Consider the following 12,456-nt stretch of genomic DNA (forward strand, 5'->3'; position numbering starts at 1 on the left):
AAGACAGCCGATCAATCGCCAGTATAGCCTTTTAATTTCAAGCGTGCTTTGTGCAGCAATGGCTCAGTATAGCCTGATGGCTGAGTTGCACCCTTAAAGATCAAATCAGCCGCCGCATTAAAGGCGATATTATTATCAAAGTCTGCCGACATTGGGCGATATTCAGGATCGCTCGCGTTTTGCTCATCAACGACTTTTGCCATGCGTTTTAGCACCGCCCAGACTTCATCTTCGGTGACGATACCGTGTGCCAGCCAGTTGGCAACATGCTGAGATGAGATACGCAAGGTCGCACGGTCTTCCATGAGACCAATATTGTTGATGTCAGGGACTTTTGAGCAGCCGACACCCAAATCCACCCAACGCACCACATAGCCCAGAATGCCTTGGCAGTTGTTTTCAAGCTCTTTTTGCTTATCGCCATCGCTCCAGCTGGTATCTGTCGCCAATGGAATAGTCAGCAAATCATCAATGGACGGCACTTGGGCAGATTGCAATGCTGCTTGACGCTCGGCGACACTGCACTTGTGATAGTGGATCGCATGGATGGTCGCACCTGATGGGCTTGGTACCCATGCACAGCTTGCCCCTGCTTGTGGATGCTCAATCTTGGTGCGGTACATATCAGCCAGCTCATCAGGCTTAGGCCACATACCTTTACCGATTTGGGCACGGCCTTTGAGTCCTGCTTTTAGACCGATGATGACATTACGGTCTTCATAGGCAGCAAACCATTTTTGACCCTTGATTTCACCTTTTCGTACAAATGCCCCTGCCTTCATAGCGGTGTGAATCTCATCACCTGTACGATCCATAAAGCCTGTATTGATAAAGATGGTGCGCTCACGAGCTGCCGAGATGCAGTTTTTCAGGTTGGCACTGGTGCGTTTTTCTTCGTCCATGATGCCCATTTTGACACTGTTTTTTGGCAGCTTGAGCAGCTCTTCTGAGCGTGTGAACAACTCCACCGCAAAGGCAACTTCTTCGGAGCCGTGCATTTTTGGCTTGACGATATACATCGAGCCTGTGCGAGAGTTACGCAAGGTATTTTTGCCAGTGATGTCGATGGTGGATAGCATTGGTGTGATCACCCCATCCATAATCCCTTCAAAAATCTCTTCACCGTCCACCAAAATCGCAGGATTGGTCATCAAGTGACCTACATTACGCAGTAGTAGCACTGAGCGGCCATGTAGGGTTTTGGCATTGCCATTTAGGTCGGTAAAGGTGCGGTCGCTATTTAGCGTACGAGTGATGGTTTTGCCATTTTTTTCCAAAGTTTCGCTCAAATCGCCCTTCATCAGACCCAACCAGTTGCGATAGCCTTCTACTTTTTCTTCGGCATCGACAGCAGCCACTGAGTCTTCTAGGTCTTGGATGGTGGTTACGGCAGCTTCTAGGATGACATCTTTGACGCCTGCTTTGTCCGATTGACCGATTTGGCTGGTTTTGTCAATTTGGATAATGGTATGTAGCCCATTGTTTTTTAGGATAATTTCTGCTGGCTCATCACTGCTGCCGTTATAGCCTTGTAGCTGCTCGGCAGTTTTGAGTGTGGTTTCGCCATCAGCCAAAGTCACCACAAGCTGACCATCTTTGATGGCATAGGCAGTCGCATCTGCGTGCGAGCCTGTTACCAGTGGGTAGGTTTCATCTAAGAAATTTTTAGCAAATTCAATCACCTTTGCCCCACGCACAGGGTTATAGCCACGACCCTTATCAGCACCACCTTCTTCACTGATGACATCAAAGCCATACAGTGCATCATACAGACTGCCCCAGCGAGCATTGCCTGCGTTTAGTGCATAGCGAGCATTACGCACAGGCACAACAAGCTGTGCACCTGCGATGGTGGCGATTTCGTCATCGACATTTTCGGTGGTGATTTCAAAATCCGCTACTTCTGGCTCAAGATAGCCGATGTCGGTGAGAAACTGTTTATACGCTTCAAGCTCATAGGTGTTATTCTCATGCCACTCATCAATCTGCGCTTGCAGCTCATCACGGCGAGCAAGCAGGGCTTTGTTTTTTGGGGTGAGATCTTTGACAATCGCCTCAAAGCCTGACCAAAACTCATCGCTTGAGACATTTGATAGCGGCAAAGCTTCATTTTCAATAAAATCATACAAAATCTTGTCAATGGCAAAGCTGCCTTTTTGGATGCGTTGTGTCGCCATAGTTTTATCCTTAAAAATCATTATCTTAAACTAAATCAAAAAACGGTGCTTTAACCCAAAAGTCAAAACACCGTTTGTTACCAATTACCGTTATCGGTTAAACCAAGTGAATTGGTGCTAATGCAAGGTAGGTGAGCGATGCTGTACAAGTAGTACTACGAGCGAGCCTAACGAAGCAGTAGCCCAATTCACGAAGCGTTTAATTAGCCGCCAAATTGGTTCATGGTGTTCTTACTTGCATCCCCTGCTTTTAGTGCATTCTCACCTGAGAAGATCTCTTTGTGATCGTCACCGATGTCAGAACCTGCCATGGCTTGGTGCTTAACGCAAGCGATGCCGCCGCGGATTTCTTTACGCTGTACGCCTGCCACATACGCCAGCATACCTTCTTCACCGAAGTAACCTTTGGCAAGCTCATGCGTTGATAGAGCGGCGGTGTGGTAAGTTGGCAAGGTGATTAGGTGATGGAATACACCTGCTTCACGCGCTGCGTCCGCTTGGAAAGTACGGATTTTTTCGTCTGCGTCATTGGCAAGCTCAGAACCGTCATATTTGGCGTCCATTAGCTTGTCACGCTCATAGCCTGATACGTCTTTGCCTTCAGCGACCCAGCGGTCATACGCTTGCTGGCGGAAGTTGATGGTCCAGTTGAATGATGGTGAGTTGTTGTACACCAATTTTGCATCTGGCACTTGTTTTTTGATGTCATTGACAAAGCTTGCGATACCTGCCACGTCTGGTGTTGGTGTTTCAATCCAAATCATGTCAGCGCCGTTTTGTAGCGAAGTTACGCAGTCAAGGACAACACGGTCATGCTGAGTGCCTTCACGGAACTGATACAAGCCTGATGGCAAGCGAGTTGGGCGATGTAGTTTGCCGTCACGCTTGATTAGGATTTCATCTTCTTTGGCTTCAGAGATGTCGATCTCAGTGGTCTCTAGGTAGCTGATGTATTTGCTCGCTAGGTCGCCTGGTTCACGAGATACAGGGATTTTTTGAGTAAGGTCAGCACCTTCTGAGTCGGTACGAGCCACGATTACGCCATCATCGACACCAAGCTCAAGGAACGCATAGCGTACGGCATTGATTTTGGCTAGGAAATCTTCGTGCGGTACAGTTACTTTACCTGCTTGGTGACCACATTGCTTAGCATCAGATACTTGGTTTTCGATTTGAATCGCACACGCACCTGCTTCGATCATTTGCTTGGTCAATAGGTAGGTTGCTTCTTCGTTACCAAAACCTGCATCGATGTCAGCGATGATTGGTACAACATGAGTTTCAAAGTTGTCGATTTGAGCTTCGATTTCTTTTACTTTCGCTGTGTCGCCTGCTGCTTCAGCTTTTTGCATCGCACGGAATAGGTCGTTTAGCTCTTTGGCGTCTGCTTGGCGAAGGAATGTGTAGATTTCTTCGATCAGCTTAGGCACAGCAGTTTTTTCGTGCATTGATTGGTCAGGTAGTGGACCAAACTCTGAGCGAAGCGCTGCCACCATCCAGCCTGATAGGTAGATGTAGCGTTTGTTGGTTGTGCCGAAGTATTTTTTGTTGGCAATCATTTTTTGCTGAGCGATAAAGCCATGCCAGCAGCCTAGTGATTGGGTGTATTTGCTGTTGTCCGCATCGTATTCTGCCATGTCTTTACGCATGATGGCAGCGGTGTATTTGGCGATATCAAGACCAGTTTTGAAGCGGTTTTGGACGATCATGCGTGCCGCATCTTCTGGGCGAATGGCATCCCAAGTGCCGCCCAATTTTTCCTTAACTTTACGAACATGGTCTAGTGCTGATTGATAAGTCATGACTCACTCCTTTTATTGATAACTTAAAAATTAATGATGATTAATAACAACTCAGCGATTCATCGTAATGAGCATCGAATCACTGCGTCCCCGATGACTACAGAATAGCCAAAATCTCATCATAAATCCAATAGCCTGTGCCAATGTTCAATATTTCATAAATAAATGGCTATTACAAAGTCATTTACAAATAGAATAAATAATAGTTTATCGATACAAGTGATTGATTTTTTGCAATTAATCTTGGCAATTGTCAGATTTTTGATTAGAATTATTTATTTTATTATATTATTATAAATTATTAATTTCGCAAAATCCCATCGCATTTTGTGGATTTTATGCTAAAATGAAACACCTGTATTCATCACAGTAACCGTCATGCCATCATCAATTTGTGCAAATATCCCTGCAATATCCCCAAAATTACAGGCATTTTTGAAATCCAAAGGTTCGCTGACCGCCCTACTTGAAGCACACGCACACAAGCCACTGCGTGTCGTCGTTCTGCATGAAGGCTATGCTCCACTCAATCACCGCCAAAAACGCCTACTGTCACTGCCTATACATAAGCCACAGCTTGCTTGGGTGCGTACGGTCAAATTATACGGCAATAGTGATGATGCTTGGGTGATGGCAACCAGCATTTTCCCCCTACCGACATTGACAGGTGGTCTGTCTCGCCTGCGTCATCTTGGTCGCACGCCCATCGGCTATGTGCTGTTTAAGCAGCAGCGTACTTTGCCTTATGTCCGTCATTATTATGAGCAGCAAGGTTGTCATGGTAGATGTACGGTATATGAGTATCAGGGCAAAAAACTGCTGATTGATGAGCGGTTTTTGCCTGCTTTTGTTGACAGTCTCTTGGCATGAAGTTTTCGTGGCCAATTTGCCATTGACAAATTTTCTTAACAAAAACTCGCTCGCCCCTAGTGTATCGATGGGCAAATATGCTACACTAAGGACACTGTTTTATCCTTCCATATTTGATACAAACAAGGAAATACCATGTTTAAAGAAATCTCACTACATCAATACGATCCAGACATCGCTGCACAGGTCGATGCCGAAGCACAGCGTCAAGAAAATCATATTGAGCTTATCGCTTCTGAAAACTACTGCTCACCTGCAGTAATGGAAGCACAAGGCACAGCTTTGACCAACAAATATGCCGAAGGTTATCCAGGTAAGCGTTATTATGGTGGCTGTGAATATGTCGATGTCATCGAGCAAATCGCCATCGATCGTGCCAAAGAGCTATTTGGTGCTGACTACGCCAACGTACAGCCACACTCAGGCTCAAACGCCAACAGTGCTGTCTATCTGGCACTACTAGAAGCTGGCGATACTGTACTTGGTATGAGCCTTGCACACGGTGGTCACTTGACACACGGTGCCACAGTGAGCTTCTCAGGTCGTACCTATAATGCGGTACAATACGGCCTAAACCCAGAGACTGGCTTGATCGATTATGATGAAGTGGCACGCCTTGCTCGTGAGCATAAGCCAAAGATGATCATTGCTGGTTTCTCAGCGTATAGCCAAGTTGTTGATTGGCAAAAATTCCGTGATATCGCTGACGAAGTCGGTGCCTACCTAATGGTCGATATGGCACACGTGGCAGGCCTAGTCGCAGCAGGCGTCTATCCAAACCCAGTACAAATCGCCGATGTCACCACCACGACCACTCACAAAACGCTGCGTGGCCCACGCTCAGGTCTAATCCTAGCCAAAGCCAATGCCGATATCGAGAAAAAACTGGCATCAGCGGTATTCCCAGGCAACCAAGGTGGCCCACTGATGCACGCCATCGCTGCCAAAGCTGTCTGCTTCAAAGAAGCGATGAGTGATGAGTACAAAGCGTATCAACAACAAGTTGTCGCCAATGCCAAAGCCATGGCAGAAGTTATCCAATCTCGTGGCTACGAGATCGTCTCAGGCGGCACTGAGAACCATCTGATGCTCATCAGCCTAATCAAGCAAGAAATCACTGGTAAAGAGGCGGATAAATGGCTGGGCGATGCACACATCACTGTGAACAAAAACTCAGTACCAAACGATCCAAAATCACCATTTGTGACTTCAGGTATCCGCATCGGTACGCCTGCTATCACCACTCGTGGCTTTGGTGAAGCTGAGTGCCGTGAGCTGGCAGGCTGGATCTGCGATGTGCTAGATGCCCGTGGTGATGAAGCTGTCATCACTGCTACTCGCGAAAAAGTCGCAGCCATCTGCAAAAAACTACCCGTTTATGAGCGTAATGCGAAGTAATCGGTGGTTGCTATAAAAAGCTGCTTAATTAAGCAGCTTTTTTAATTGTAAATTCAATATAACACAAGGAAGCTGCCAACCTCGGCAGAAATGGATTGTGAATAACACAGATAATGCGATCGCAGACACAGATCATGCCCTTAAGCAGCTACACAGGCTAGCTGATGCATGTGCTTATAATTTCGGCAAGGCTGCTCACAGTGGTGATGAGTTTTTAGGTACTGGCGCCGATCTTGAGCCATCCACGCTGCTACACGCTTATCGCTCTGGCGTATTTCCATGGTTTGCAGCCGATGAGCCGATCTGCTGGTGGTCACCAAAAGAGCGCTGCGTGATGGTGCCAAGCGCCTTTGAACCTAGTAAAAGCCTGATGCGCACCGCCAAAAAGCAGTCTTGGACGATCACCACCAACCAAGCATTTAAGCAAGTGATCAGTGCTTGTAGTCAGCCTCGCAGCTATACCGATGACACTTGGATACATGCTGAGATGATCGCAGCCTATGATCAATTACATCAGCTATCGGCCGCCAGCAGCATTGAGGTCTGGGAAGGATCGCCTCATACCAGCGAACTGATCGGCGGATTGTATGGCGTCAATATCGGGGCGATATTTTGTGGTGAAAGCATGTTTCATCGGAAAACGGATGCTTCCAAAATTGCCTTTTGGGCGCTGATGTACTTTGCCAAACGCACGGGCATTGAGTTGATTGACTGCCAAATGCCAAACCCACATTTGCTAAGCTTGGGTGCTGACACCATGCCCAAGGCTAAGTTTTTGGATGTGTTAGCTTGTTTGGTCGCAACGCCCTGTATTGGCATGAATGGCGCGCGGCAGCCGATAACTACCCAAGCGCTATTAATTGATGATATTTGACTGCAAAAAACCCCTTGAAAGCTAGTATTTTCAAGGGGTTTGGTAGGTGTTTGCTTGTCTTTGTACTTTGTTGCAAATCTTTGCAAAAATCATGGATGGCGGAGACGGAGGGATTCGAACCCTCGATACGCTATTAACGTATACACACTTTCCAGGCGTGCGCTTTCGACCACTCAGCCACGTCTCCAAGGCTGCCTATTATACCCAAAAAACCATAATTTGTCATGAGTTTTGGTAATTTTTTTGGTATCAGCCATCAGCCCTGTAGCAAGCTAATATCCGCCACCAACATAAACAGATTTCGCACTTGTTGTAGCAGTGCTAGGCGATTTGCTTTGAGCTTGGCATCATCGCTATTGACCATCACATCATCAAAGAAAGCGGTCAAAGGCTCTGATAGGCTTGCCAATGTGGTCAAAATCGCTTGATAATCCGCAGCAGCTTGTAGTGGCAAGACGGCAGCTTGGGCAGATTTCACCGCATCAAAGAGTGCTTTTTCGGCTACTTCCACCAACACTGCTTCATCGACCTCATCACTCACCGCAACATCAGCTTTGGCTAGGATATTGGCAACGCGCTTATTATTCTCAGCAAGCACGCCCGCCTGTGGCAGACTGCGGAACACCTGTACTGCACGGATACGATCATCAAAATCCATCGGTACATCAATATCCATCGCCTGCACCGCTTGGATGGTATCCACCGCGACGCCCTGCTCGCTGTACATCGCACGATAACGAGCATTGATAAATTCCATCACTTCATCAAAAGTCTTGGCAGCATCGCTAAGCTTATCGCCATAGCCGCTCAAAGCGTGCTGAATCAACTCACTTAGGCCAAGATTTAGGCGTTTTTCAATCAAAATCCGCAGTACACCAATCGATGCACGACGCAAGCTGAATGGGTCTTTTGAGCCTGTCGGAATCTCGCCGATGCCAAAAATACCCACCAGCGTATCGATACGATCTGCCAAAGCAAGAGCGGTGCCAATGTCAGTCGCAGGCAGTTTGTCACCGGCAAACTTAGGCAAATACTGCTCTTCGATGGCATCCGCCACACCTTTGGCTTCGCCATTTAGACGGGCATAATAAGTACCTGCCACGCCTTGTAGCTCAGGGAATTCACCCACCAGCGTACTGGCAAGGTCGCACTTGGACAGATGTGCTGCACGAATCGCGTGCTCACTATCTGCACCGATTTGGCCAGCGATATATGCCGCTAAGCTAGCAATACGCTCTGATTTTTCCCAAATCGTGCCAAGCTTATCTTGGAAAATGCGATTTTTTAGATTTTCGGTCAAGGCAAATAGTGGCTGTTTTTGGTCTTGTAAAAAGAAAAATTCAGCATCCGATAGGCGTGGACGCACGACTTTTTCGTTACCAAAAATCACTTGGCTTGGATCTTTACTTTCAATATTACTAATAAATACAAAATACGGCAACAGCTTACCATCTTTATCGGTCAAGCAAAAATACTTTTGGTCAGCCTGCATGGTGCTAATTAGGGCTTCTTGGGGCACTGCCAAAAAACGCTCTTCAAAGCTGGCTCGTAGTGCCACTGGCAAATCCACTAAGGCGGTGACTTCATCAAGCAACTCATCAGGCACGATGGCAATGGCACCGACTTCATCAGACAGCTTGGCAACTTGTTCTTTGATCAATGCTTGACGCTTATCAAAATCGGCGATGACTTTGGCATTTTGTAGGACAGCTTCATAATCATCGGCATGAGCGATACTGACAAAATCAGGGGCGTGGAAGCGATGGCCACGAGTAGCATTGCCCGCCTTGTGACCTTGAATGGTCGCATCAATCACCGTGCTATCTACCATCAGTACCACCCATTGCACAGGGCGGACGAACTCTTCTTTACTCGCACCCGAACGCATACGCTTGGCGATTGGCAAATCATCAAGGGCTTTTTGGAAAATCACTGGTAGTAGCTCGATGACAGGCTTGCCTTGCACGGTCAATTCATAGCCGATATAGTCGCCCTTATCCGTACTGATGGTGATGATGTCATCTTTGGTGATGCCGAGTCCACTAGCAAAGCCAAGACCTGCTTTGGTCAGATTGCCGTCGCTATCAAAGGCAGCTTTGATCGCAGGGCCGCGTTTTTGTTCGGTGCGGTCAGGCTGTTTGTCGCTGATACCGACAATCTGTAGTGCCAGACGGCGTGGTGCCGCAAAAGGCTTAATCGCTTCATAGGCGATATTTTGGCTCTCCAAGGCGGCTTTGACATTGTCCGTCAAGGCATCACGCAAGGTCTTTAGGTTCTTTGGTGGCAGCTCTTCGGTGCCAAGTTCAAATAGGATTGTGGTCATAGGATACCTTAATTTCAATAGCTAAATTTATTTAAATTATTTAAAGATTAGTGCTTTTGTAGCATATGCACAACCAGTTTAATCAATGTTTCTTTATTATCAGGATGAGATTCGGCAATCAACAATGCCAAAGCGGTCAAGCCCGTGTCATTAATAATCGGTGTATTATCGGCGGTCAATAACCGTCCATTTCTATGCAAAAAATCTACAAATAAAAACGCCCCACTGCGTTTATTGCCATCAGCAAAAGGATGATTTTTGATGACAAAATACAGTAAATGTGCTGCCTTTTCTTCAATACTCGGATAGGCAGGTTCGCCAAATACCGTTTGTTCCAAATTACCCAAAATTGCAGACAACCCATCGCCACGCTCTTTGGCAAATAATTCAGTCGCCTCATCTTTTGCCATCAAATCCGCCTTGAGCCCTGCCAAAGCCTGCTGTGCTTCATCCAAACTTGGCAGAATGCCACCCAGCTCACCGCTAGGGTCGGACAACAAGCCCTCATCATACTGCTGTAACCACAAAAAGGTCTGCGTATAACGACTGACAATATCCACCAAACCACGGCCGCCATCAAGGGTTAAGTTCGGCGATTGAGCAGTTTTTTGGATTAATGCCAACGCTTGCTCAAGCTCATGAGCATTTTGAGCAAGGCGTTCTTGATTAATCGCATAACCTTTAAGCAAATAATCCTTTAAACGAGCAGTTGCCCAACGGCGAAAAGCGACGCCTTGTTGTGATTTGATACGATAGCCAACAGAAATGATGGTTTCCAAGTCATAAAACACCACAGGTCTATCCGAATTTGCAATTTGCATTTTTTGCAAATTGCTTTTTTCGGCAATCTCACCTTCCGCTAATGCATTCTTGATATGACGTGAAATCACGGAAACATCTCGCCCAAAAAGCTGCACCATTTGAGCCTGTGACAGCCAAACAGTATCATTATCAAAACGCACTTCCACCTTGGCATCACCCGCAGCGGTTTGGTAGATTTCTATGGGATTGTTCATAATTACTCCATGTTTGCGTCTTGATAACTTAGCTTTATCAAAGCTTAATCATCTTTTTGATCGCCATCGTCACGGTCACTATCTTGGTCGTTGTCACGGTCGCCACTGCTATCACGCTCATTATCGTCATCATTGTCGCGGTCGCTGTCACGATCGTTGTCATTGTCGTTGTCATTGTCGTTTTCACGTTCTTGGCGATCGGACTGTTCGGTGCGGTCGTTTTCACGCTCGTTATTATCGTTATTGCCAACCATACCACAAGCAGTTAAAAAAGTGGCTAAAATAGCGATTAAAATAAGGTTTTTCATAAATACGCCCTCTAAAAACAATCAGTTAATATTCCACACCACTTCTGTTTGTGGCGTACAATAAAACCCTTCAAAGTCATAAAACTGGCGAATTTTCTCAATCATTTGTTTTGATGAACAAATAAACACGCTCGACACCCCGTAAATTGAACCAATCAACAATTGATAATCTGGTGTAAATATCGTTCCTACCCCAATATTGGCTTGCTCACTCAAAATCAAATCATCAATAAAATGCAATTTTCGTTCTGTGGCAAATTCATCACCTACCCACACCCAGTCATAGCCTAATTTTTTGATGACATTAAATATATCATTCTCAAAATAAGGGGCAATTTCATTGGTTTCAGGTGCAAAAATATCGCATTCATTCTCCAAAGTAAGAAGCTGATGTTTAATATCCATCCTTTGCAAATGCTCATAAAGGCGATTTTCACGGCTTTGAATGCCTGTTTCAAGGTCTTGATACTCGCCAATGTTCAGTTTTTGCATAATTTCTTGCCAAGAAATAGCTTTGGCATAACGAATAAACTCTTGCTTAGAAACATCAATGTTTCGATTTAAAATCCACTGATGCTCTTTTTCGATTTTGCAAAAGGGTTGCATAACCACAAACACCGCTTCAAATACCCCTGCAAAATATGCCAAAATTTTGCCATCATAAGGAAAACTGGCAAATCTATCAGGCGGTGGTGCTTTTCGGTTCACTCACCACTCTCTTTCGGCAACCACTTCTCCAATGCTTCTACCTTATGCGCTTCGTCCGCCAATGGGAAGCCAAGTTTGGCACGGGCTTCGGTGTAGCTGACCGCCACTTTGCGAGCAAGTGTACGCACCCTTAGAATAAAGCGTTGGCGTTCGGTGACACTAATCGCCCCACGAGCGTCAAGCAGGTTAAAGGTATGGCTTGCCTTTAGCACCATCTCATAGGCAGGCAGTGGCAAATTCACCGCCACCAATCTGTCTGCCTCGCTTTCATAAAAATCAAATAATTCAAACAGCTTATCGACATTGGCGTATTCAAAGTTATAGGTGGACTGCTCCACTTCATTTTGGTGGAAGACATCGCCATAGGTCACTTTGCCAAACTCGCCGTCCGTCCATACCAAATCATAGACGCTGTCCACGCCCTGAATATACATCGCCAGACGCTCAAGACCATAAGTAATCTCACCCGTCACAGGGAAGCACTCAATACCGCCGACTTGTTGGAAATAAGTAAACTGCGTCACTTCCATGCCGTTTAGCCACACTTCCCAGCCAAGCCCCCATGCACCCAAGGTTGGTGACTCCCAGTTATCTTCCACAAAGCGAATATCATGGGTCAAGGTATCAATGCCCAATGCTTCTAGCGAGCCCAAATACAGCTCTTGGATATTGGCAGGGTTTGGCTTTAGCACCACTTGGAATTGATAATAGTGCTGTAGGCGGTTTGGGTTGTCGCCATAGCGTCCATCGGTCGGACGGCGAGATGGCTGTACATAGGCGGCGTTCCATTTTTCAGGGGTCAAAGCGCGCAAAAAGGTCGCCGTATGGAATGTACCTGCGCCCATTTCCATGTCATAAGGCTGAAGTACCACACAGCCACGGTCTGCCCAGTAGTTTTGAAGTGTAAGAATAATTTGTTGAAAGGTCATGATGTCTCGCCCAATTTTCATGTAAAATTAAGATAAAAAATAATGCCCATT

At 46.2% G+C, this 12,456-nt stretch carries 10 protein-coding genes and 1 tRNA gene; 3 read left to right on the forward strand and 8 right to left on the reverse strand.

Annotation, left to right across the window (positions count from 1 at the left end; translation table 11 throughout):
• Window positions 1–11 precede the first annotated feature (11 nt).
• Entirely contained in the window at window positions 12–2,177 is a 2,166-nt protein-coding gene (locus tag B0681_RS06830) for a malate synthase G (protein WP_078318006.1), read from the reverse strand.
• 203 nt (window positions 2,178–2,380) lie between these two features.
• On the reverse strand, window positions 2,381–3,979 hold the full coding sequence (locus B0681_RS06835) for an isocitrate lyase (RefSeq protein ID WP_078318007.1): 1,599 nt from the start codon (window positions 3,977–3,979) through the stop codon (window positions 2,381–2,383).
• Window positions 3,980–4,357: 378 nt separating this feature from the next.
• On the opposite strand from B0681_RS06835, the gene B0681_RS06840 reads away from it, so the two are divergent.
• The 3 genes from B0681_RS06840 to aat all read left to right on the forward strand — a co-directional run bounded on the left by B0681_RS06840 (window position 4,358) and on the right by aat (window position 7,121).
• Window positions 4,358–4,849 carry a chorismate--pyruvate lyase family protein gene (locus B0681_RS06840; protein WP_078318008.1) on the forward strand — a complete coding sequence of 164 codons (492 nt, stop codon included), beginning with the start codon at window positions 4,358–4,360 and terminating at the stop codon, window positions 4,847–4,849.
• Window positions 4,850–4,984: 135 nt separating this feature from the next.
• Window positions 4,985–6,247 (forward strand): serine hydroxymethyltransferase, encoded by a 1,263-nt coding sequence (gene glyA, locus B0681_RS06845; RefSeq protein WP_078318009.1) that lies wholly within the window; start codon window positions 4,985–4,987, stop codon window positions 6,245–6,247.
• A 97-nt stretch (window positions 6,248–6,344) separates the two neighbouring features.
• Window positions 6,345–7,121 carry a leucyl/phenylalanyl-tRNA--protein transferase gene (gene aat, locus B0681_RS06850; RefSeq protein ID WP_078318010.1) on the forward strand — a complete coding sequence of 259 codons (777 nt, stop codon included), beginning with the start codon at window positions 6,345–6,347 and terminating at the stop codon, window positions 7,119–7,121.
• A gap of 96 nt (window positions 7,122–7,217) precedes the next feature.
• On the opposite strand, the gene B0681_RS06855 is transcribed toward aat, so the two are convergent.
• From B0681_RS06855 to glyQ, 6 genes are all read right to left on the reverse strand, one after another.
• Window positions 7,218–7,308, reverse strand: a tRNA-Ser gene (locus B0681_RS06855).
• Window positions 7,309–7,377: 69 nt separating this feature from the next.
• Complete coding sequence (glyS, locus tag B0681_RS06860) at window positions 7,378–9,444, reverse strand: glycine--tRNA ligase subunit beta (RefSeq protein ID WP_078318011.1); 2,067 nt, start codon at window positions 9,442–9,444, stop codon at window positions 7,378–7,380.
• Between the two features lie 47 nt (window positions 9,445–9,491).
• Window positions 9,492–10,460, reverse strand: coding sequence for a RhuM family protein (rhuM, locus tag B0681_RS06865; protein ID WP_078318012.1), 969 nt, complete (start codon window positions 10,458–10,460; stop codon window positions 9,492–9,494).
• Window positions 10,461–10,504: 44 nt separating this feature from the next.
• Window positions 10,505–10,768 carry a hypothetical protein gene (locus tag B0681_RS06870; protein WP_078318013.1) on the reverse strand — a complete coding sequence of 88 codons (264 nt, stop codon included), beginning with the start codon at window positions 10,766–10,768 and terminating at the stop codon, window positions 10,505–10,507.
• Between the two features lie 21 nt (window positions 10,769–10,789).
• Complete coding sequence (locus tag B0681_RS06875; protein WP_078318014.1) at window positions 10,790–11,476, reverse strand: DUF2711 family protein; 687 nt, start codon at window positions 11,474–11,476, stop codon at window positions 10,790–10,792.
• Window positions 11,473–12,405, reverse strand: a complete 933-nt coding sequence (gene glyQ, locus B0681_RS06880; protein WP_114144968.1) for a glycine--tRNA ligase subunit alpha — start codon at window positions 12,403–12,405, stop codon at window positions 11,473–11,475. The genes B0681_RS06875 and glyQ overlap by 4 nt, the downstream gene beginning before the upstream one ends.
• Window positions 12,406–12,456 lie beyond the last annotated feature (51 nt).

This window comes from Moraxella porci DSM 25326, assembly GCF_002014855.1.
Taxonomy (GTDB): domain Bacteria; phylum Pseudomonadota; class Gammaproteobacteria; order Pseudomonadales; family Moraxellaceae; genus Moraxella; species Moraxella porci.

Coding starts and splice junctions, on each gene's coding strand:
- B0681_RS06835 (WP_078318007.1), bottom strand. CDS start 3,979: ATGACTTATCAATCAGCACTAGACCATGTTCGTAAAGTTAAGGAAAAA.
- B0681_RS06870 (WP_078318013.1), bottom strand. CDS start 10,768: ATGAAAAACCTTATTTTAATCGCTATTTTAGCCACTTTTTTAACTGCT.
- glyQ (WP_114144968.1), bottom strand. CDS start 12,405: ATGACCTTTCAACAAATTATTCTTACACTTCAAAACTACTGGGCAGAC.
- glyA (WP_078318009.1), top strand. CDS start 4,985: ATGTTTAAAGAAATCTCACTACATCAATACGATCCAGACATCGCTGCA.
- B0681_RS06830 (WP_078318006.1), bottom strand. CDS start 2,177: ATGGCGACACAACGCATCCAAAAAGGCAGCTTTGCCATTGACAAGATT.
- B0681_RS06840 (WP_078318008.1), top strand. CDS start 4,358: ATGCCATCATCAATTTGTGCAAATATCCCTGCAATATCCCCAAAATTA.
- rhuM (WP_078318012.1), bottom strand. CDS start 10,460: ATGAACAATCCCATAGAAATCTACCAAACCGCTGCGGGTGATGCCAAG.
- glyS (WP_078318011.1), bottom strand. CDS start 9,444: ATGACCACAATCCTATTTGAACTTGGCACCGAAGAGCTGCCACCAAAG.